The 20,744-nt window shown below is 68.2% G+C and carries 18 protein-coding genes, 3 pseudogenes and 1 riboswitch; of the genes and pseudogenes, 11 read left to right on the forward strand and 10 right to left on the reverse strand.

From position 1 onward, the window contains the following. Nucleotides 1–167 precede the first annotated feature (167 nt). The gene (locus tag BM414_RS27240; RefSeq protein WP_175551767.1) at nt 168–992 is read left to right on the forward strand and encodes a transposase family protein; all 825 of its coding nucleotides are present in this window, start codon (nt 168–170) and stop codon (nt 990–992) included. Between the two features lie 702 nt (nt 993–1,694). On the opposite strand, the gene BM414_RS27245 is transcribed toward BM414_RS27240, so the two are convergent. Further along, nucleotides 1,695–2,549, reverse strand: coding sequence for an aggregation-promoting factor C-terminal-like domain-containing protein (locus BM414_RS27245; protein ID WP_093584991.1), 855 nt, complete (start codon nt 2,547–2,549; stop codon nt 1,695–1,697). Nucleotides 2,550–2,860: 311 nt separating this feature from the next. Further along, nucleotides 2,861–3,009, reverse strand: a riboswitch (cyclic di-AMP (ydaO/yuaA leader). A gap of 1,183 nt (nt 3,010–4,192) precedes the next feature. Between BM414_RS27245 and BM414_RS27250 the strand changes: the two genes are divergently transcribed. Further along, nucleotides 4,193–4,519 carry a histone-like nucleoid-structuring protein Lsr2 gene (locus BM414_RS27250; RefSeq protein ID WP_093584994.1) on the forward strand — a complete coding sequence of 109 codons (327 nt, stop codon included), beginning with the start codon at nt 4,193–4,195 and terminating at the stop codon, nt 4,517–4,519. Nucleotides 4,520–4,592: 73 nt separating this feature from the next. Further along, nucleotides 4,593–5,401 (forward strand): IS5 family transposase gene (locus tag BM414_RS27255; RefSeq protein WP_175551867.1). Its coding sequence is split into 2 segments (ribosomal slippage): nt 4,593–4,923 and nt 4,923–5,401, totalling 810 coding nucleotides; the frame shifts between segments, so codons are not numbered across the junction. 9 nt (nt 5,402–5,410) lie between these two features. Here BM414_RS27255 and BM414_RS27260 read toward each other — a convergent pair. Together BM414_RS27260 and BM414_RS31580 are read right to left on the reverse strand one after the other, a co-directional pair. Beyond that, nucleotides 5,411–5,620: a hypothetical protein gene (locus BM414_RS27260; protein ID WP_245785029.1), complete on the reverse strand. Its 210-nt coding sequence runs from the start codon at nt 5,618–5,620 to the stop codon at nt 5,411–5,413. A 286-nt stretch (nt 5,621–5,906) separates the two neighbouring features. Then, nucleotides 5,907–6,035 (reverse strand): hypothetical protein, encoded by a 129-nt coding sequence (locus tag BM414_RS31580; protein ID WP_281246802.1) that lies wholly within the window; start codon nt 6,033–6,035, stop codon nt 5,907–5,909. 670 nt (nt 6,036–6,705) lie between these two features. Between BM414_RS31580 and BM414_RS27265 the strand changes: the two are divergent. From BM414_RS27265 to BM414_RS28875, 5 genes and pseudogenes are all read left to right on the forward strand, one after another. Further along, nucleotides 6,706–7,976 (forward strand): annotated as a pseudogene (locus tag BM414_RS27265) (IS256 family transposase). A 186-nt stretch (nt 7,977–8,162) separates the two neighbouring features. Then, a complete protein-coding gene (locus BM414_RS28870; protein ID WP_139246092.1) occupies nt 8,163–8,954 on the forward strand; it encodes a hypothetical protein in 792 nt (263 codons plus the stop codon). Between the two features lie 164 nt (nt 8,955–9,118). Then, nucleotides 9,119–9,274, forward strand: a complete 156-nt coding sequence (locus tag BM414_RS29880; RefSeq protein WP_175551868.1) for a hypothetical protein — start codon at nt 9,119–9,121, stop codon at nt 9,272–9,274. Further along, nucleotides 9,275–9,448 (forward strand): hypothetical protein, encoded by a 174-nt coding sequence (locus tag BM414_RS29885; protein WP_175551869.1) that lies wholly within the window; start codon nt 9,275–9,277, stop codon nt 9,446–9,448. It abuts the gene before it with no gap. 63 nt (nt 9,449–9,511) lie between these two features. Then, nucleotides 9,512–10,066 (forward strand): annotated as a pseudogene (locus BM414_RS28875) (IS3 family transposase); the annotation flags it as partial. A gap of 13 nt (nt 10,067–10,079) precedes the next feature. On the opposite strand, the gene BM414_RS27280 reads toward BM414_RS28875, so the two are convergent. Beyond that, entirely contained in the window at nt 10,080–11,456 is a 1,377-nt protein-coding gene (locus BM414_RS27280; protein WP_175551870.1) for an IS30 family transposase, read from the reverse strand. Nucleotides 11,457–11,523: 67 nt separating this feature from the next. On the opposite strand from BM414_RS27280, the pseudogene BM414_RS27285 reads away from it, so the two are divergent. After that, nucleotides 11,524–11,793: pseudogene (locus BM414_RS27285) on the forward strand (integrase core domain-containing protein); the annotation flags it as partial. Nucleotides 11,794–11,908: 115 nt separating this feature from the next. Then, entirely contained in the window at nt 11,909–12,214 is a 306-nt protein-coding gene (locus tag BM414_RS27290) for a transposase (RefSeq protein WP_093585002.1), read from the forward strand. A gap of 263 nt (nt 12,215–12,477) precedes the next feature. Here BM414_RS27290 and BM414_RS27295 read toward each other — a convergent pair whose 3' ends face one another. The 3 genes from BM414_RS27295 to BM414_RS29890 form a co-directional block, all read right to left on the reverse strand. Continuing rightward, nucleotides 12,478–13,194: a 4'-phosphopantetheinyl transferase family protein gene (locus tag BM414_RS27295; RefSeq protein WP_093585004.1), complete on the reverse strand. Its 717-nt coding sequence runs from the start codon at nt 13,192–13,194 to the stop codon at nt 12,478–12,480. Between the two features lie 116 nt (nt 13,195–13,310). Then, nucleotides 13,311–17,312: a Pls/PosA family non-ribosomal peptide synthetase gene (locus BM414_RS27300; protein ID WP_093585007.1), complete on the reverse strand. Its 4,002-nt coding sequence runs from the start codon at nt 17,310–17,312 to the stop codon at nt 13,311–13,313. After that, nucleotides 17,309–17,464 carry a hypothetical protein gene (locus BM414_RS29890; protein WP_175551871.1) on the reverse strand — a complete coding sequence of 52 codons (156 nt, stop codon included), beginning with the start codon at nt 17,462–17,464 and terminating at the stop codon, nt 17,309–17,311. The genes BM414_RS27300 and BM414_RS29890 overlap by 4 nt, the downstream gene beginning before the upstream one ends. Nucleotides 17,465–18,549: 1,085 nt before the next feature. Here BM414_RS29890 and BM414_RS27305 point away from each other — a divergent pair. Then, on the forward strand, nt 18,550–18,921 hold the full coding sequence (locus BM414_RS27305; protein ID WP_093585019.1) for a histone-like nucleoid-structuring protein Lsr2: 372 nt from the start codon (nt 18,550–18,552) through the stop codon (nt 18,919–18,921). 261 nt (nt 18,922–19,182) lie between these two features. Here the strand turns inward: BM414_RS27305 and BM414_RS27310 are convergent, their stop codons facing one another. The 3 genes from BM414_RS27310 to BM414_RS27320 all read right to left on the reverse strand — a co-directional run. After that, complete coding sequence (locus tag BM414_RS27310) at nt 19,183–19,404, reverse strand: hypothetical protein (protein ID WP_093585010.1); 222 nt, start codon at nt 19,402–19,404, stop codon at nt 19,183–19,185. 136 nt (nt 19,405–19,540) lie between these two features. Continuing rightward, on the reverse strand, nt 19,541–19,723 hold the full coding sequence (locus tag BM414_RS27315; RefSeq protein WP_139246093.1) for a hypothetical protein: 183 nt from the start codon (nt 19,721–19,723) through the stop codon (nt 19,541–19,543). 690 nt (nt 19,724–20,413) lie between these two features. Further along, a partial coding sequence (locus tag BM414_RS27320) for an integrase core domain-containing protein (RefSeq protein WP_139246061.1) occupies nt 20,414–20,744 on the reverse strand: 331 nt, incomplete at its 5' end.

Here is a 20,744-nt window from a genome sequence, read left to right on the forward strand (position 1 = left end):
ACAGTGAGCCTTTCCCGGTAGCGGGTGATCCGCAGGTCAGAAGCGACACGCCGACGGCGGCCAGATGACCGGAGACGACGCAGGACCTCGGTAGGAGGGACGTCCTCTCACAGATCGTCTTCCTCACCCGAGGTCCTGCTGTGTCTGATCCTGTCATCTACACCGCCGTGCTCCCGGTCGATGAGGACACCGTGCAGTTCGTGTCGGCGCTGCTGGCCGCCGACCGGCGCCGACGTCGCACCCGGCCCAAGCGCCGAGCGCTGGGCTGCTACCGGCAGGCGGTGCTGGTGCTGCGCTGGTTGCTCGACGGCACCCGGCTGGCGCAGCTGGCCGCCGACAACGCCATCGGCCGCTCGACGGCCTACCGCTACCTGCACGAAGGCATCGACGTGCTCGCCGAGCGCGCACCCGGGCTGCGCGGAGCGCTGCTGGCCGCCCGCGCCGCCGGGTATGCGCATGTCACCGTGGACGGCACGCTTATCCGCACCGACCGTTGCCACGTTCCCGGCCCGACCGCCCGGACCGACCGATCCGGCCGCCAGGTGGATCTGTGGTGGTCGGGCAAGCACGCCGCCCACGGCGGCAACGTGCAGGTCATCGCCGCGCCCGACGGCTGGCCGATCTGGACCTCGCCGGTGCGGCCCGGCCGCGAGCACGACACCACCGCGCTACGCACCCATCCCGAGGCGTTACCGCTGCTGGCCGAGTGGACCGACGCCGAGCACGCCGCCCTGGCCGACCTGGGCTACGAAGGCGAGCGGGAGGCGCTGACCACCCCGATCAAGCACTCCGCCGAGCGCCGGCTGACTGCGGACGAGCGCTGCGTCAACCTGCTGCACGCCGCGGTCCGGGCTCCCGCCGAACGCGGCAACTCCCTGCTCAAGACCAGCTTCAAGGCGCTGCGCCGGGTCAGTCTCTGCCCCTGGCGCATCGGCGCCATCACCGCCGCCGCTCTGGTCCTGCTCCACCACATGCACGACCGCACGACATGATCAACACGCCGTGGAGACCGTTACTGGGAATGGCTCAGTGTGGCCGAAGCGAGGAGTAAGCCGAGACATACACCAACGGCGTCGACTGAGCGTCCGTCGGATGTGAGAAGGATGCGAACAGTTATGGTCGGCTTCCCAGCTCTCACGCTCGTGCTCCTGACACGCTACGTCTGAACGCACACCGGCTCGGCAAGCGCTGCCACGCCGATCGCCGGTGCCGCGGTGGGCGTAAGGGCTTGACCGGGACCGATTACGCCCGGATGCTCGATGCCGCCCACCAGCAACTCGGCGGCCCGATCGTGCTGGCGTCAGACAACCTGAATATCCACGTCAGTTAGGCACTGGTCGAGCTCATCGCCGCCCCACTTTTGGCTGACGATCTACCGGCTGCCGCCTGTGGCCACGAGCTCAATCTGGTGAAACCGCTGTGGTCGCATAGAAGCGGTCACTGGCCAACCTGACCAAGCACAACCTCACCGAGCTGACCGCCCTGATGAAGACCCGACTTCAGCGAATGCTGTAGCGTCCCGGGCTCTCTACTGGCTTCTTCGCCAGCACCAGGCTTGACCTCGGGCCCTTCTCGTTCCACCCACCTTGATGATTACTAGGCCGATGGCCCTCTCCCCGACTCGGGAGAGGGCCATCGGCGTGCAGTGCTCTGGCTGACCGGCGTCGGCAGCGGCGGTCAGCCGCCAGACGGGCTCAGTACCAGTTGTTGGCCTGCGAGTGCGCCCAGGCCGCGCAAGGGTTGCCGTAGCGGTTCTCGATGTAGATCAGCCCGGCGTCGATCTGCCGGTGCGGATCTGAGGTCTTAGCGATGCCGGTGCTCGCCCATGTGGAGTCGAGGAACTGGGCGATGCCGTAGGCGGTGCTGGTGGGGTTCTGCGCGTTGGGGTTCCAGCCGCTCTCCTTCTGCCACAGCTGCTCCAGGCAGGAGAACTGGGTGGCGTCCCCACCCAGCTGGGACAGGGCGTAGTCCTTGTGGGACTGCCCGGTCCCAGGCTGAGCCGCGGGAGCCACCGCTAGAGCGGGAGCAGGGGCGGGCGCAGGAGCGGGGACGGGCGCGGGGACGGGCGCGGGAGCCGCGGCGGGGGCTGGCTCCGGAGCCGCGGCGGGGGCGGGGGCGGGCGCCGGGGCGGGCGCGGGCGCCGGGGCCTGTGCCTCGTTCTTCTCCTCGGCCCTTGACCACTGGTCGGAGTGGTCATCCCACCGGTCCCGGTGGTCACCGGACCAGCGCTGCTCGTCGCCGGACCAGTCGCGCTCGGATCGGTCGTTCCACTGTTGCGCGCTGGCCGAATGGCCGCTCCAGTGACCGCTGTCCGCCTGGGCGAGGGACGGCCCGGCGAACGCAAAGGCGATGGAGAACGCGCCGATGGCGGCGGCCCTGTGCAGCGTCCGGCAGCGGACGCCTCCTCGAGATCGGGGAAGCCGGGCGAGCGCCGCGGGCTGCGAGGCGGCCTCGTCGACGTCTCGGCCGGATCGCGACCGGCCGGCGATCTTGCCGATCCTGGCCTCGTAGGACTCAGACGCGGTGGGGTTCTGAGCGTTTTTGGGCATGGCGAAGGAACTCCTGATGGGGGTTTGCCAGGCGCCGTCCTGTGGACGGCCACCTGTGACGGCAGTGCGGGATGGGCAGCGGCACGAGGCCTGAGTGGGCAGCCGGAATCAACCGCCGGGCACGCCGAACCCACGGAACGGCAGGCCGGCCAGATCAGGCCGGTCTGGTTCGGCTCGACGCCTTACGGCGCCGAAGGAAGGGGGTGCGGCGGCTGCGCCGACCTAGATACGCAGACCGGTGAAGCGATGTCCCTGACTGCGGTCGTTCGCGGGCGCGAGCAAGGCCCGTGGGCGCACCATGCGGTGGCTCTCCGTTCTCCCATGGCCGCCTACCGGGTTAGCTGACGGGTTCGGGCGGGGATACGCCCTACCCGCTCCCTCGGGAGCGGGACTCACCCCAGTGGTTCGGTGGGTCCCCGGCTCACGACCACGCGTGGTCGTGACTCGGCGGCATCCGGCGCGGCTCCTCCGGTGGAGGACGACACGACCGGCCGGACGCAGACACCGTAGGTGCGTTATCGCTCCGTGACAAATCGCGGGCCGACGATCCGGAGAAGTTGTCCCGGGTCTGGTATGGGTCGAGGTGGCGATCCCCTGCCGGTGGTCGCGGGGCGGTGCAGCATTCAGGGCAGACCATGGAAGCACCCGAAGCGTCGCTGGTCTTGCACCGCCTCGGGGACGAGCCCGCGACGCCTGCAGGGCAGTTCACGGGGTCAGCAGGTGGGTGCACGCAGCTCGCCGGCGGTGGTGAGATCCACGCCGCAGGCGCCGAAGTCGGCGCGGGACAGGTCTCGCACCACGCCCAGCGCTTGCTGGGCGGGATCGATCTGCGCCCCCCGGGTCGACCATGACGGTGCCGGTCACGACCACCACCGACGCGAGCGTCACCAGAACAGCGGACCGCGAACACCGCTATGGCCACATTGTGTGCAATCTACGCGAGCCGTTCTCCTCACACCTTGCCGGCAGGTTGCGGTAACGCGAATGCTCGCTTTGGGCGGACGGCTCCGCGCACTGACCTCTCGGTACAAGACTAACCTCTCGGTACAAGCAGTGCACCAGGCCGCGTTCGCGCACCAAAGGTGTCGGCACCGCTGGCTCGGCGCCAGCGAAGGGACAAGGGCGGAACATGCTGGTGCGAGACGCCATCACCTTCGGGCCACCGGGGTCATCTCCGATGAGTTTCCTGCGCCCCGCGGCTTCGGTTGAAGGTGGCGGTTGAGACTGCAATGGCACTTCGTGGGCAGGCGGCGGTGAACTTATACCTTCTCTGTGTGTCATGACGTTCCTAGCAGCATGTCGCCCCGGCGATCTGTGCTATCAACCGGACCTTCAGCGATGTGCCGTTGCAGTACTAGCTAACCATTGACCAGCTCGCAGGTCGAGGCGCCACCATGTGGGCATCGGGACTGGTGTTCACAACGAGAACTTTCCGCGCCGATACCTCCTCGTCGTCTCACGAGGTCTCCTGAGCGATTCGGTCGGGAAGTTCTATTCCGGCTCAAGATGGGCTGGAAGTCGTACAGGAAGGGTGGAGGAGCGGTCGCAGGACTCAAAGATCCCAGGTAGCCCTACCCCACCCGAAGGTGACGGCTTCCTGACCGCGCTTGACACACACGCACTACACCCGGACTGTGCGTCTCATGGCCACAAAGACCGTCGTCACGATGCATGACGACCTGACGGATGAACCCGCGGACACAACCATGAGCTTCGGCCTCGATGGTCGGGACTACGAGATCGACCTTACCGACGCCAACGCCGAGGAACTGCGGAAAGCGCTGGACAAGTACGTTGAGGCAGGCCGCAAGGTGGGCGGCGTGCGCGGGCGTCGCCGTGGTTCTAGTTCTGTCGCGGACGTGGACCCCAAGGCCGTGCGCGCGTGGGCCGCTGCCAAGGGGTACGAGGTCAGCAACCGCGGACGCGTCCCGGCTGCGGTGATCGAGGCATACCGAGCGGCTGGCAACTAACCCGTATTAAGAGCTTGTCTCACGTGGATGAGCGCTGACCTGGCCGACGTTGCCCCCGCTCGTGGGGGAACGGATGGGTCAGACGCTGGTGCCCGACGGGCTGTGGGAGATCGTCGAGCCGCTGCTGCCAGCTCATCGAGAGCGCCCGCAGGGTGGCGGCACCCGGCATGTCGATGACCGGGCGGTGTTCACCGCGATCGTCTACGTGCTGACCACCGGGTGTGCCTGGCGGCACCTGCCGGCGGAGTTCGGAGTATCGAAGGCGACCGCGCACTGCCGATTCGTGGCCTGGACCCAGGCGGGGCTGTGGCGGCGGCTGCACCGGGCGGTGCTCGACCGCCTCGGCGAGCGGGGGGCGATTGACTGGTCCCGTGCGGTGGTCGATGCGGCCAGCGTGCGGGCGAAAAGGGGGGCCCGCTGACCGGCCCGAATCCGGTCGACCGCGGCAAGCCCGGCTCGAAGCTGCACGTGCTCACCGACGCAGGCGGCCTGCCGCTGGCGGTGGCGACCTCGGCGGCCAACACCCATGACAGCCTCGCGCTCATCCCGCTGGTGCAGGCCATCCCCGCCATCCGCTCGCGCCGCGGACCGCGCCGGCGTCGGCCGGCCAAGCTGCACGCCGACAAGGGCTACGACTACCCGCACCTACGGGCCCGGCTGCGCCGGCGCCGCATCACTCCGCGCCTCACTCCGCGCATCGCCCGTCGCGGCGTGGAGACCTCCACCCGGCTGGGCCGACACCGTTGGGTCGTCGAACGCTCCTTCGCCTGGCTGACCGGCTATCGCCGGCTCACCCTGCGGTACGAACGCTGCGCCCGGCTGTTCACCGCATTCCTCACCCTGGCTGCCGCACTGACCTGCTACAAGAAGCTAGCCACGTGAGACAAGCTCTTAGGTGCTGGTCAGGGAGGACCCCGAAATCATGTCGGGGATGACGACGTGCAGCCGCGAGCCGTCGGGCAGCATCGCGTCGACGAAGGGCTGGCTCATGTCGATCCGCCGTCCCGAGCTGCGCAGCATCCGCTCGACCAGGTCGGCCAGCTCCCCGGCGCCGAGGATCGTCGTGGTCAGCTCGCTGCGGCCGCGGCGGGCCACGAACACCCGGCCGGGCTCGTTGACCCAGAACTGACCCAGGATGCACGGCTGCGTGTGGTGGTCGATGAAAACTGGGCATGACCTGCGGTTTCACGGTTGGGCGTTGTTGGCTGACGACGACCGATACTGGCTGAGTTGCGGACTTTCTGCGGACTGTGTGCGGACTGAGATGGCGTGATCCGCGGGCTCATCCGAGCCGTCCTGGGGGCACCGGCGGCGGTGACCGGAAGCGTCGCTCGCCGGGCGAGGATCATCGGGAGCATCTCCGGATCGACGTACAGCTGGTCGGTGGTCAGGAGGTGGTCGGCCACGCGCGCTTCTCCGGGTTCACCCCGCGCTCGACCTGCCGTGCGATGCGGTTCAGCGCCAGTGCCAGGACAGCCAGCAACACCGCCGCCGCTGCGGCGAGGCCGAGGAGCACCCAAAACTCCGCCCAGCCGTAGGACGCCGCGGCAGCCACCCGCGCCGGGTTGTCGGCGCGGCCGGCGGACTTGTCCAGGGTCGGCGGCCCACAGGAATTCGCCGAAGGCGGCCAGTGAAACCGGGCCCACCGCGGCGAAGGCGGTGTACCCGGCGACCTGGTCCAGCCGGGTCGCGCGGGCCACCGCGGGGGCGGCGGCGAGGGCGGCGTAGGTGGCGCTGCCGCGGCGGGTGCGGGAGCTCACCGGAAGCCTTCGGTCAGGTGCATGACCGGGACCGTCCGCGCCGGACGGCACGGCGCACGAGCTCCCGAAGATCCGGCGGGAGTGCCGCGGTGTCCGAGGACGGGTGCTCGCCGGACGCCAAACCTTCGGTGTCGTTTGCCGGACCGGCTATGAACTGTCGCTGGTCGGAAAGGCGCAGGTGCTGCGGCGACACCCTCGCCGGATTACGGGGGCGGGTCAACATGTCAAACCGCTCGACCTCACGCACTAGGTCTAGTCACACACCGGCTATCGGAACCTGCAAAGCCTGCAGTCAGGGCCACGACAACCAGTGGCGTCCACCGGGGTGGTGTGCGACGGCCCCGGTGAGTAGCGGGCCCTGAACGTCGAGGCGGCCACCGCGTGATCTTCTGGAGACCTCTCACAGTTCTTCAGGAGTTCGACGCGATGACTGCACCGAGCAGTATCGACCCTGCCCACTTCCTGCACGAGCAACTGGCCCAGGCCAGCCCGGATCTGCTGCGGTAGATGCTGACCACGTTCATCAACACCCTGATGTCGGCCGAGGCCAACGCGGTCTGCGGCGCCGGCTACGGCGAGCGCAGCCCCGAGCGGACCAACGTGCGCGACGGCTACCGGGGCCGGGAGTTCGACACCCGCGCCGGCACCCTGGAGGTGGCGATCCCCAGGTTGCGCGCCGGCTCCTACTTTCCGGACTGGCTGCTCGAGCGTCGCCGGCGGACCGAGCGGGCACTGACCACCGTGGTCGCCACCTGCTACCTGCTCGGCGTCTCGACCCGGCGGATGGAGAAGCTCGTCGAGAGCTTGGCATCACCCGGCTGCGAAGTTCCAGGTCAGCGAGATGGCCAAGGAGCTCGACGGCCAGGTCGCGGACTTCCGGCACCGGCCGCTGGACGCTGGCCCCTACACCTTCGTCGCCGCCGATGCCCTCGTCCTGAAGGTCCGCGAGGGTGGGCGGGTGGTCAACGTGCACGCCCTGGTGGCCACCGCCGTGAACGCCGACGGACACCGGGAGATCCCTGTTCATGAGCCGGCCTGCAGGTCAGCTCCGCCGAGGACGGCGCGGGCTGGCGTTCTTCCGGGACCTGACCGCCCGCGGGCTGACCGGAGTCCAGCTGGTCACCTCCGACGCGCACCGCGGGCTGGTCGACGCGATCGGCGCCACCCTGCCCGGGGCGGCGTGGCAGCGGTGCCAAACGCACTACGCCGCGAACCTGATGGCGGTCTGCCCCAAGAGCAGCTGGCCGTGGGTGCGGGCGCTGCTGCACTCGGTCTACGACCAGACCGACGCCGCCTCGGTGCACGCCCAGTTCGACCGGGTGCTCGACGCGCTGACCGACAAGCTGCCGCGGGTGGCCGAGCACCTCGAGCAGGCCCGGGCCGACGTGCTGGCCTTCACCGCCTTCCCGAAGGAGGTCTGGCGCCAGGTCTGGAGCAACAACCCCTCCGAGCGGCTCAATCGCGAGATCCGCCGGCGCACCGACGTGGTCGGCATCTTCCCCGACTGCGACGCCCTGATCCGCCTGGTCGGCGCCGTGCTCGCCGAGCAACACGACGAATGGACCGAAGGCCGCCGCTACCTCGCCCTCGACCTCGGCCTCGACGTCCTCGCCCGCTGCCGCATCCGGCCCGTAACCGGCACGGACACCGACCCCGCCGCTACCGAGGAGGTGACCCTCCCGGCGCTCAGCGCCTGACCAGAACAGAGATCACGCGGCAGCCGTCACACACCACGCCACGGGCCTTGACCAAGCCCTGTGACCCCTACGCGACCTTGCCGCCCGACAGCAACCCCTACGTTGCCCGCCATCTGGGACTACTTCCTCCGCGCACAAACCCTGCCGGTGGCACAATCCTTGGTCCAGGAGGGGAGGTCAGGAGTCATGACAGAGGGTGACCAAAGTCAAACGACTCGAGACGGCAAGAATCCAACGAGCAGGCCGAAGAAATGGTACCAACGCACCTGGACTTGGATATCATCCGGCCTTGCAGCTGCGGTAGCGGCTCTCCTCGTCACTCAGGGCGCCAACCTAATCAATAAGGGAACGGATACACTAAGTCCACCAATCGACGTATCGGTGCGGGCGGTCAAGGACTGCCCTTTCACTTACGTGATCCCTGGAGACGCGGGGAGCACACCCCCACCTCCTCCGCTAGAGGCGCCCAACCTCGTCGAGGAGCGAGAGAAATGGGCGGCCCAACTTGGCGGCGTTGACGCAGATGCCACCCGCATAGACGTAACAGTTAGAGGCAAGAGTGACGATCCTGTGAAGTTAGAGGATCTCCAAATAGATGTTGTAGGAAGAAGCGAACCGATACGGGGGTTTGTGGGATACTCTATTTGCGGCGATGTTGTCGAGGTTCGCTACATCTCTATTGATTTAGATCGAAACCCTCCTGCCATCGTGGCCACTGGTGACGACTCAGGGACTGAGAAACCCGTTGATTTTCCGTACGAGGTGAGTTCCACTGAGGTTGAATCCTTCTCGATCTTCGTATCAACAAGCACATGCAATTGCGAATGGCGCGCACGCCTGCTCTGGACCTCCGGCAGTAGATCCGGAGAGGTCACAATGGACGATGACGGAACCCCCTTCCGCACTCACGGTGGAAACAACCTTCCCCGTTTTCAATCTCAGGGCGGGAAGGACCCATGGAAACCTGAAGGTTCATGACTCATGACGGGTAACATGTCGGGTCGGGCCTTAGCGGCGCTCCTGACCGTCTACGAAATCTTAGTACTGCAACGGCACTTCTCCGACGCGCCCGGTCCGATCGCATGATTCATGAGGCGACACACCGCGGAACTAGGGACATGGTCCTTGAGGAGGGTGGAGTCATGCCAGGACGTCACGGGCAGTACCCGCCGGAGTTGCGGGAGCGGGCGGTGCGGCTGGTTGCCGAGTGCCGCCCGGATCACGCCTCGGAGTGGGACGCGATGCGCTCGGTGGCGGAGAAGCTGGGCATCGGCTCGACCGAGACGGTCCGGAAGTGAGTGCGGCGGGCCGAGGTCGACGCCGGCGCCCGGCCCGGGGTGACCAGCGAGGAGTCCGCTGAGCTGCGCCGGCTGAAGGCCGAGGTCAAAGAGCTGCGCCGGGCCAATGAGATCCTCAAGGCGGCGGCGGGTTTCTTCGCGGCCGAGCTCGACCGGCCACACCGGATCTCGTGAGGTTCGTGGCCGAGCACGCCGACCGGCGCATGGCCGACGGGCTGCGCTGGGGGTCGAGCCGATCTGCCGCGTGTTCAGCGAGCACGGAACGCCGATCCCCCCAGCACCTTCTACGACGCCCGCGGACGGGTTGCGACCCGAGTGGAGCGGGACGAGGCGCTGAAGCCGGAGATCGCCCGGGTGCACCAGGCCAACTACGGCGTCTACGGCGCCCGCAAGGTCTGGCGACAGCTGAACCGGGAGGGCATCCCGGTCGCCCGCTGCCGGGTCGAGCGGCTCATGCGCCAGCTGGGACTGGCCGGCGCGGTCCGCGGCAAGGTCAAGCGCACCACCGTGCCGGTCGAGGAGGCCGCCCGCCCCGGTGACCTGGTCGACCGGACCTTCAGCGCCCCGGCGCCGGACCGGCTGTGGGTGGCCGACCTGACCTACGTGGCCACCTGGTCCGGGTTCGTCTACGTCGCCTTCGTGATGGACGTGTTCTCCCGCTGCATCGTCGGCTGGCGCGCCTCCACCTCGCTACGCACCGACCTGGCCCTCGACGCGCTCGAGCAGGGCCTGTGGACCCGGGCCCACGACGCCCGCGACGCGACCGGCCTGGTGCACCACTCCGACCGCGGCGCCCAACTCGGACTCAACCGGTCGTCGCAACACCGGCTTGTGCTGCCGAGAGTAGGTGCTCTTCGAGCGCCTCGGCTGGCGTCTTCCATGCCAGCGTCTTTCGTGGTCTGCCGTTCAGGGCAGTGGCGACGGCCTCGAGGTCGTCGCTATTCCACCGCGAGAGATCGGTGCCTTTCGGGAAGTACTGGCGCAGCAGGCCGTTGGTGTTCTCGTTCGTGCCGCGCTGCCAGGGGCTGTGTGGGTCGGCGAAGTACACGGCCAGGCCGGTGTCGATCGTCAGCTGCGCGTGCTGGGCAAGTTCCTTGCCGCGGTCCCAGGTCAGCGACCGCCGTAGCTGGTCAGGCAGCGTGCCGATCTTCGTGGTGATGGCGTCGCGCATGGCCTCGGCGCCGTAGCCGGCCAACGCGGGACCATTCTTGGCCCTCGGCTCGATGCCGTATCCGGCCATCCGCGGCAGGTGCAGCAGCATCGTGAACCTCGTCGTGCGCTCCACCAGCGTGCCGATCGCCGACCGGTCGGTCCCGATGATCAGGTCGCCTTCCCAGTGCCCCGGCACGGCACGGTCGTCCGCCTCGGCGGGCCGTTCACTGATCATGACCTCCCGGGTGACGTGTCCCTGGGCGCGCTGCCGGGCCCGGACGCGGGGCACCCGCAGCGCACGGCCGGTACGCAGGCAGGTGACCAGCTCGCGCTTGAGCGCGCCGCGGCCCTGCACGTAAAGGGCCCGGTAGATCGCCTCATGGGAGATCCGCATCGCCTCATCCTCGGGGAAGTCGACTGGCAGCCGGTGAGCGATCTGCTCCGGGCTCCATGCGGTCGCCCACCGGCGGTCTTGGTGGCGCGGCTTGTGCCGACCCTTCCACTCCGGGGCTACCGGCCCGGACGCCGGCGTCCCGTCCGAGCGACGGATCACCCCAGCCAGCCGGTCGGCGACGTAGTCGCGGAGTCGGTCGTTGTCGATCAGCTTGGCCGTCTTGGGCCGGCGCGCCATCAACTCCGCCTTCCACTGCGCCGTCGAGGCCCGATACTCCAGCCGACCACCCCGGGTGGCGGCGGTGTGCCACAGCTCCCGCGAGATCGTTGACGGCGACCTCCCCAGACGCCGAGCGATCTCACGGACCCCTACGTTCTGGGTCCGCAGCAGCGCGATCTTCTCGCGCTCGGCGAAGGACAAGTACCTACCCGAGGACGGCCCGAGCCGGATCGAGGGCATGCCGCCGCGCTCGCGGAACCACCGGGATCCAACCGGTCCTGACACACCACACGCGATCGCCGCATCCTCGCTGGCCATGCCCTCGGCGATCTTCGACCAGAACGCTCGCTCGACATCCCGGCGAACCGGAGGCCGCCCCGGCGATCGCATCGCCGGCCGCCCCGTCCTCGTCGTCATCCACCCTGCCGGTCGTCCCATCAACACACCCCTTCAGATCGGGGTGGTGCGACGACCGCTTGAATCCGCCCAATACCTGGCCATCCGCTACACCGAGCGCCTCGACGCCGCCGGCGCCGTGCGCTCGGTGGGCAGCAAGGGCGACAGCTACGACAACGCCGCCGCCGAGTCCCTCATCGGTCTCTACAAGACCGAGCTGATCCGCCGCCGCGGCCCGTGGCGCGGCCTCGACGACGTCGAACTCGCGACGCTGGAGTACGTCGACTGGTTCAACCACCGCCGCCTGCACGGCGCCTGCGGCGACATCCCACCGGTCGAGTACGAGGACAACTACTACCGTTCGATCGCCGGCCTCACCGAGGACCTCCCGGCAGCACCAAGTGGTCCGCCCCTTGTTTCGTGGAGTCCGATTGTTGGATGTTCGTGCCACCTGACCCCCTTGAGGAGGGGCTGTGGGACGACGTGGGTATCCGCCGGAGTTCCGGCGCAAGGTGCTGGACCTGGTGGCGTCCGGGCGCAAGGTGTCCGAGGTGGCCTTCGACCTGGAGATCAGCGAGCAGACGATCTACTCCTGGCTGCGGCAGGACCGAATCGACCGGGGCCTCGAGCCGGGGCTGACCACGCCCGAGCGGGCGGAGCTTCGTGCCGCCCAGCGCAGGATCGCCGAGCTTGAGGCCGAGCTGGCCATCCACCGGCGGGCCAGCGAGCTGCTGGGCAAGGTGGTGCCCCCAAAAGGCGGTTCGAGGCCATCGCGGTGATGGCCGGCGAGGGCCGGCCCGTGGAGGCAGCCACTCGCGTTCTGGACGTCACCGACTCCGGGTACTACGCCTAGGGCGGCCGTGGCCCCTCGGCCAGGGCAGTGCGCCATGCGCTGGTGACCGAGACCATCCGCCGGGCCTCCACCGCTATCCGGGTCGCTTGCTCACGCAGTTCGTCGGGGTACTTCCTCGGTGCCGCCACGACTCTCATCCTCACGTGGATTGAGAGCCTCCATCAGACCCGGCACGGGACACTCGGACGGTCAGCGTCCGCCGTCATACCGTCTGTTGCCGCTGCGGCAACCTGCGCGGACTGCCCGATCTGTCCACCGACAATCCGAGGCGGCCGTGATCATCAGGCCGTCGCGCACGAGCCAGCGCCCGGAGAAGCCGGCCACGCCGACTGTGTCCAACCAGGGCGCCGCCCCAAGGATTGTGGCTCGGAACGTACCGTCCCGGCCGATTATCAGGCGAGTGTCTTCGAAGCCCAACCAGCTCTGGGTGACCGGAAACCAGGCCTTGTAGACCGCTTCCTTGGTGCAAAACAGCAAGCGGTCCCAGCAAATCGACGGATCGGCTTCAGTCAACCGAGCCAACTGAATCTGTTCTTCGCGCCGCGCAACCATCTCCAGCACGCCGGGGGGCAGCGGCAGGGCGGGCTCTGCGTCCACGCCGAGGACCGGCACCTCGGCGGCCCGTGCGGCCACCGCGGCGCGGTACCCGTCGCAGTGCGTGATGCTGCCGACGACCTCGGCCGGCCAGACCGGGACGCCGCACTCCCCGGAAGCCACCGCCACGGACGGACACCCGAGTTCTCCCAGGACACGGCGGGCGAGCGAGCGCCCTGTGGTGAACTCAGCGCGTCGCCGCGGTGTCGCACGAGCCACCACCGCCTCCTCTTCGGGGGGCAACGGCTGCCCGGGGAGGTCGTCGAAGGCCTCGGCCGAGGCGACTGCCGGCGGGAGGAGCTGGTCGATCACAACGGCTCGATGATTCGCTGGCTCCCGCCGGTACCGAGGTCCGGCAGCGAGGCCACGTCAGGGCCGCCCGACGCGGCCGGGGCCAGCCCAACCTGCTTCGACGACGCCAGTAGCGCTCAGCGTGCCGTCTCCCTGGCCGGGTTCCCACCCCATCGGGAACCGCAAGCCACCTGTGAGCCCTTCATCAGGAAGGAGTCGGTCTCGATCACCACGTTGTCCTCGATTTTTACGCCGTAGTGGACGAACGCGCCGACGTCTAGGGTGCATCGTGCGCCGATGGTTGTGTGGTCGGATCGGAAGGTGCCGTCCTCCATGGAGTGGCACTGGACCACGCTGCCGGCGTTGAGGGTGCAGTCGTCACCGATCGACACCAGCTGCCGCTCGGTCATCGCGCACCCGTCGTCGAAGAGCCGCCGGCCCCCCCGGACGCCGAGCAGCCGCCAGGCCAGGCCCTTGAACGGAGTTCCGTTGAGCAGCGGAAGCGTGTGGTCGGCCGTCTGCAACTTCCAATACCGCTCGTGCCTCCAGAAGTACGGCTCGTAGATGGAAGACACCTGCGGGTGCAGCCGATGCCGCGCGACGAGAAGGCGCTCCACGGCGATGTTGTAGATCACCGTGAACAGCCCTGCGGCGGCCGTCGCCGCGGCGACGGACAGCAGCCCGAACCGGTCGTATAGGTCCCAGGCCGCCATGGCGAACAGGGTGAGGACGAAGTAGAGGAACCACCGCACGGCCAGGAACAAGCCCATGGTGGCGAGGTTGTGCCGGTTCTTGGCGGCTAGGCTGCGGCGAAACTCCTCACCGGTCCGCAGGTGCTCGAACTTGCCGTCGCGCTCGACGCTCCGGGGGATTTCGAAGCACGGGGAGCCCAGCAGTCCGACGCCCTCCCGCACCGGGCCGTCGAGGGGGATCATCGTCTTGTTCCCGATCAGGCAGTTGTCGCCGACTCGCGCATCGGACGGGTAGGCGATCGAGTTGCCGAGAAAGCTGCGCGCACCGATGGACACCGGAACCAGCTGAAACGACGTGCTCGAGTAGTCGGCGTTGATGAAGGCCACCGCGTCCGAGACCTGCGTGCCCCGCCCGACGCGCACCAGGTACGGCGTCTCGTGCCGGAGGGAGGAACCGAAGTTTGATCCGGTCTGCTCGACGTCGGGCAGGTGGTACCCCAGCGCCCGCAGATAGTGGACGACGTAGGAGCTGTCGCCGGTCAGCTGCAGGTGGAAGGGCACGTTGGTCAGGCGTCTGATTAGCCGGTGCAACCAGTGATGCAGGCCGTAGAGAGCATAGGTTCGGCCGGGGACGAGGGCCTGGTTCATTAGGCGGGGGACCGTGACGGCAACGGCGAGACCGGCGAGGATGCCGCCGCAGAAGAGCACCGTGGAGGCCACCAACCCGTCCCGGTAGAAGTCTCCGGTCGCCAGGCTCGCTCCTCCAGAGCGGCCGAGGTCCTCAAGGGCAGGGAACGAACTCAACAACAGCATCGCGAGGACGAGGGCGAACGGCAGGAACACCAGGAGCAGGACGGCCAACTGCAGGGTGCCGAAGAGCAGCGGGCGCAGCGGGCCGCACGGAAGCGGCTGTACTCGGCGGTAATCCACGTCGGTGCGCTGGGCCGGGGAACCGTGCCACCGCTCTCCGGCGGGCACCGCCTGGCCGCCGTACAGGGCCGAGGCATGGCCTAGCTGGGCGCCGTCGCCCAGCGTCACCCCCGGGGCCAAAACGGCGTGCTGCCCGACGAGGACGCCCGAACCCAGGGTCACCGGACCGGTCTGGATGCGGCCGGACCGAGCGCTGTACCCGGTGAAGGAGGCATCCGCGCGGATCACGGTGTCGTCGCCGATGCTGAGCAGGTCGGTGCACACCGGGACGGTCCTGGACAGGATCACCACCCGCCGGCCGATCCTTGCCCCCAGCGCCCTCAGGTACAGCACGTAAAGGGGAGAGCCGGTGAACAGGGCCAGGGGACTGGTCCGAATGAGCGTCTTGACCAACCAGAAGCGGACGTAGGCCAGGCTCCAGATAGGAATGTCCTGCTGCCGCCACCGGCCGACCAAGGTCCACTTCGCCGCGACCGGCAGACCGCAGAGGAGAGTGAACGCCACGACATCGAAGGCCACTGTCCGCAGATAGGCGTCGGTCAGCCCGGTGGCGGGGGAGAGCCACCGGAAGCCGAAGTCCACGAACGCCGCCACGAAGAGGATCTGGGTGAGAAAGACCAGCAGCTGCAACACGCCACACAGCACGTACCGCGCCGTACGCGACGGCTGCTCGACCTCGGGGCCAGCCTGGGTGGCCTCAACGACGGGGGGCGCCGCGTTCGATAGGGTCGCGGCTAGACCGCGGACGGTTGGGTGGAGGTAGACGTCCTTCGCCGAGACCGGCGGCAGTTCGGCCGTCTCCCGGGCGCGCGCGCAGAAGTGCGCGATCGACAACGAGTTGGCTCCCAGGTCGTCGAAGAAGTGGCTGTCGACTGGAACCCGCTCCACGCCGAGCACCCCTGCCAACGCATCGGCGAGCGCCCGCTCGGTGGCATCTGCCGGGTCGGCGCCGGGCCGTGTCGGGCTGGCTTGCCACTTCCTGCTAGGCGCCGGGAGGCGTTTGCGGTCGACCTTGCCGCTGCCGAGCGTGGGGATCTCCGCGAGCTGCTCCAGGTGGACTGGCACCATGTGTGCGGGCAGCCGCCTGCGCAATTGGTCCCGGACGCCCTGCTGATCCAGGGCCTTGGTGCCGGGGCGCAGGCTGTAGTAGCCAACGAGCTCCAGGATTCCCGGCCGCGGCTCATGGGTGCCCACGGCCGCTTGAGCGACGCCGGGGAACTCCATCAGCACCGATTCGATCTCGCTCGGCTCGATACGGTAGCCCCGAATCTTCACCTGGCTGTCCACGCGACCGATGTAGACGAGCCCCTGCCGGTCGGCCCGGACAAGGTCACCACTGCGATAGCCTCGGTTCCAACCCAGCGCTGGGACGGGCGGGAACTTCACGTTGTCCTTCTTCGCGTCTAGGTAGCGCGCCATGCCCACGCCACCGATGACGAGTTCGCCGACCTCCCCCCAGGAGACCGGCTCGCCACTGCATGAATCGAGGACCGCCAGCTGCCACCCGTCCAGTGGCAGGCCGATACGCACCGGCCCTGAGGCGGCCAACCGCGCCGCCGACGAGACGACTGTCGCCTCGGTCGGGCCGTAGGTGTTCCACACCTCCGCACCGGACCGGACGAGCCGGGTGGCAAGTTCGGCCGGGCAGGCCTCGCCTCCCAGGATTAGCAGCCGGATGCCCCCGAGTGCGTCAGCTGGCCACATCGACGCCAGGGTCGGCACCGTGGACACCACGGAGATTCGGCGTTGCAGCAGCCACGTGCACAACTCGGGGCCGGTCTTCATGAGCGCGCGAGGTGCCGGCACCAAGCAGGCGCCCGAGCGCCAGGCCAGCCACATCTCCTCGCAGGAGGCGTCGAAGGCCACCGACAGCCCGGCGAGCACCCGGTCACCGGGACCGAGCGGATCGGCCCGCAGAAACAGATTTGCCTCCGCGTCGACGAACGCCGCCGCGTTCCGATGGGTCACGGCCACACCCTTAGGCTTGCCGGTCGTACCCGAAGTAAAAATGACCCAGGCGTCATCCTCCGGTCGGGGTCGTCCCGCTCCCGCGCCGGTCGGTCGTCCCAACCGTGGGGTCACTTCGCGACCGCCGCCGATGACCGCGCACACCGCCGCTTCGGAAAACACCAGCTCCACGCGGTCATCCGGGTCGTCCATGTCAACGGGGACGTAAGCCGCGCCCACGGACAGCACGGCGAGAATGGCCACATAGAGGTCCGCGGTGCCGGACGCAACACGGACGCCGACCCGATCACCCTGTCCCACTTTCGCGGACTCGAGCCGGGCGCGCAGGTGCCCGACCTCCTCGAGCAGCTCGGAGTAGTCGAGAATTGATCGACCGTCGTCGATGGCTGGGGCCCGGGGAAAGCTTGCAGCGGTCTCCTCGAGAATGTCCCAAAGGGTTCGCCGCCGCGGTGCCGGGCCCCCGGCATAGACCGCCAAACCGGTAGCCAGGCCCGGCTCCGGTCCAGTGTCGGTATGCACAGGATTGGTCGTGATATCGCTCGTGGTCACCGGTCACCCCAGCTCAGGATGGGCGTCAAGGCTGCGCTGACGTCCTCATCCTGAAGGTTCTCTAATTGAAGCCCTAGAACGGAAATAACCACCGAAGTGGCATCCTCATCGGTGTAAAGCAATCGCTGCTCACCCGTATCGGTGCAGCTCATCCAATGCTCGTCGAAGCCAGGCGCGCCAGGTCTTCGCGTCGGTGAGCGAAGCGTGGGTCGGGGCCAGGGTCCCGGGCCTGGCCAAGCACGAGCCGGCGGGCCGTGTGGTTGTTGGGTACTGAGCTGGCCTGCAGTCGCGGTGGCTCCCCGTCCACGAGCCGCACCAGCTGGCGGGTCCGCTCGTCGGTCGCCCCCAGGACGATCTTGACTAGCGGCAGGTGGGCAGGAAGAGCCATGACGATCCCCCGTGGTTGAGCGCGGCTTGCGCGCTATAAGGGCTGAACGCTACCTCTTGCCACAGTAAAGCGGAACAGGCTCGAACCGTTAAGTGACGATACAGACGCCAGGCCGCTGCAGGTGGTCCGTGTCAGAGGCAGCTCACCCCGTCCGCCCTCGCGCCATCCTCGACACCGTGGTCCTCGGCCGCCCGACTCGCGGCTCGATGACCGCCAAGGTCACCCTCACCGTCGCCGCCCAGGACGGACCGGGCGATCTACGAGCGGTCACTGGTTGCGACGCTGCCTACCTCGGCCACACTCAAGGTGGCGGCCCCCCGTGCTGCTCGCGGCAGAACTGAACCGCTCCGGCGAGTCCGGAGACTCTTCAGCCGACGGGGGTCACTTCACCCCCAGGGCCGAGGCAAAGTCAGAAGCGTGAGCCTGACCTGCGGTGATCCTGACTGGCGCCCTAGCCCAGCTTTTGCAGGATGCCCTGTGGCTCGGACCTGCAGCTGGGATGTTCTCCGCCTGCCCAGGTCAGAGCGATCCGGCGGTTCGTCCGCCGACGAGATGACGGCGCTGGGCGTCGTGCTCGCAGCCTCCTCGCGGTGACATCTGTTCAGGTCAGGTGTTCGTCTGACGACTTTGCCTCGGCCCTGGGGCGGACACCTGCTCTACGATAGGACGCTCGTGCACTACCAACCGGGCGGCATCTTGCAGATACCCGACGACAGCATCGTCGCTGATCCCGACGGCGTCGTAATCTAGTAGGTCACACCCTTGCGCGTTGTGCTCTGCTGGGGATTGGCACCCATGAGACACATGCTCCTCCACCATGGGGCAACAGGCGACTCGGGCGGCGACTTTATGACCGCGCTTGACACACACGCACTACACGCGGACTGTGAATTTCATGGCCACAAGACCATCGTCACGATGCATGACGATCTGACGGATGAACCCGCGGACACAACCATGAGCTTCGGCCTCGATGGTCGGGACTACGAGATCGACCTTACCGACGCCAACGCCGAGGAACTGCGGAAAGCGCTGGACAAGTACGTTGAGGCAGGCCGCAAGGTGGGCGGCGTGCGCGGGCGTCGCCGTGGTTCTAGTTCTGTCGCGGACGTGGACCCCAAGGCCGTGCGCGCGTGGGCCGCTGCCAAGGGGTACGAGGTCAGCAACCGCGGACGCGTCCCGGCTGCGGTGATCGAGGCATACCGAGCGGCTGGCAACTAACCCGTACGGAAGGGCACCTACGCACGGTGCAGGGTGCTGTCCGTGCCGCTCATCACCGTCACGGTCTGCCTGCACTGGAAGCATCCGAACTTGGCTGCACCAGCTTGAATCTCAGCGTGGCCGTTTACGTGGGCCAGCCGTTTGCGGATGTTTAGCCCGATGTCATAACCTTGACGCCTTACCGAAGGGAATCTTGACGTAGGCGGGCACCGCGCGGCGCTTCTGCGCGGTTGGAAGACTGGGCAGTGTTGCCAGCGTTGGTCACCGGCGTTTCTTCATGGGCAGGAGGATCCGCACGGTGTCGTCGTGGTCGGTTGTGAGTGCGGGGATCGCCGGAGTAGCGTCGATGGCCTCGGGTGTCTTGGCCACGGCCAACAGGTGCATGAGCTCACGCGCCAGCTCGTCAGAGTCACGGTCGTGTACCGCCGCCGTGGCACGGATGGCGTCGGCTTGAATCGCCGTCAACTCGTTCAGGACGGGCACGTAGGCCCTTCCCCTTGAATGAGCCCGCGCCAGCACTGCCATAGCGCTCAGTGGTGGCGCTGAGCGGTCACTCTGAAACCGACGCGGCGGGTGCCAGTGTAGTCGGGAAAGAATGCCGTCGAGTCGTCCTCGCCGGCTATCCGCGGAGGAGGGCATCGCGCGCCTGCTGCCACTCGCCTATGATGACCGCAAGGCGGGCGGTGGCTTGCTCGTAGATCTTCCCGGGAAGCGCCGACGGGGAACCATCAGCGTTGCCGGGGGAGTCGGCAGTCGCGTCGGGCGGCACCGCCCCGTCCTGGGCGCCCAGCTCGGTGCTCATGCTGGGCATGCTGGCTTCTGCCTCCGTGCAAGGGCAATGCGATCGCTGAGCAGCCTGGTGTCCTGCTCAGCGGCCGGGCTGGACGCGCGTCCATAGTCCCGTGCCCACGGTCACGAGCACCGGACCTGGCCGCACCGACGCGGATGGAGGGTCGTCCTGCGAGCCGCCCGGGCCGCCTGGTCCGGCACCGGTCGACGATTACCGGGAGTGGTCGGGCAGGATGCGGGCCAGTTGTGATGGGCGACACAGTCAGGACCGGTTCATGGCAGACCGCGCATTCACGCGCCGCGACGTGCTCAAAGTGACCGCGCTCGGTGCAGCGCCCCTGGCTCTTCCGTGAGGATCGATCACCACGGTGCTCACCGGCGTGCTGCTCACTGACATGTACGTGCGCTCAGGTACCGCTGGATGAACCCCTCTCGCGGCACCTGCCCGTGCCTTGGCCGGCCTGGCGGCACCCGAAGTCGGTACCGCTGGAGCCGGCCACGTCCCGCAGCGGCCTGCCCAACACCGAGCCGTGCCAGCGGGACGGTGATCCAGCCGTGACCACACCCCACCGACCGGGTGAGCTGTTCGGCTTCTACTGCCCCGTGTGCGGCTACCTCATTCCTGCCCAGGACCGCCAGCTGGCGTCCGCGCCGACGTGTGCCGGCTCAAAGGCCAGGACCGGCAAGCTGAACCGCCCCTGGTTCAGTGGAGGCTCGGTTCTGCTGAGGAGTCCTCGGTGAGGCCGGCGATCGAACGGTAGTAGCTGTCCTCGAACTCGACCGGTGGGATGTCGCCGCAGGCGCCGTGCAGCCGTCGGTGGTTGAACCAGTCGACGTACTCCAGGGTGGCCAGTTCGACGTCGTCGAGGCCGCGCCAGGGGCCGCGGCGGCGGATGAGTTCGGTCTTGTAGAGGCCGATGAGGGATTCGGCGGCGGCGTTGTCGTAGGAGTCGCCCTTGCTGCCCACCGAGCGCAGGGCGCCGGCGGCGTCGAGGCGTTCGGTGTAGCGGATGGCCAGGTACTGCACGCCGCGG

Origin of the sequence: Geodermatophilus amargosae (assembly GCF_900116515.1) — a bacterium.
Taxonomy (GTDB): Bacteria; Actinomycetota; Actinomycetes; order Mycobacteriales; family Geodermatophilaceae; genus Geodermatophilus; species Geodermatophilus amargosae.

Coding starts and splice junctions, on each gene's coding strand:
- BM414_RS28870 (WP_139246092.1), top strand. CDS start 8,163: ATGACAGAGGGTGACCAAAGTCAAACGACTCGAGACGGCAAGAATCCA.
- BM414_RS29890 (WP_175551871.1), bottom strand. CDS start 17,464: ATGAGCTGCACCGATACGGGTGAGCAGCGATTGCTTTACACCGATGAG.
- BM414_RS29880 (WP_175551868.1), top strand. CDS start 9,119: ATGCCAGGACGTCACGGGCAGTACCCGCCGGAGTTGCGGGAGCGGGCG.
- BM414_RS27280 (WP_175551870.1), bottom strand. CDS start 11,456: ATGACGACGAGGACGGGGCGGCCGGCGATGCGATCGCCGGGGCGGCCT.
- BM414_RS27250 (WP_093584994.1), top strand. CDS start 4,193: ATGGCCACAAAGACCGTCGTCACGATGCATGACGACCTGACGGATGAA.
- BM414_RS27245 (WP_093584991.1), bottom strand. CDS start 2,549: ATGCCCAAAAACGCTCAGAACCCCACCGCGTCTGAGTCCTACGAGGCC.
- BM414_RS27315 (WP_139246093.1), bottom strand. CDS start 19,723: ATGAGCACCGAGCTGGGCGCCCAGGACGGGGCGGTGCCGCCCGACGCG.
- BM414_RS27305 (WP_093585019.1), top strand. CDS start 18,550: ATGACCGCGCTTGACACACACGCACTACACGCGGACTGTGAATTTCAT.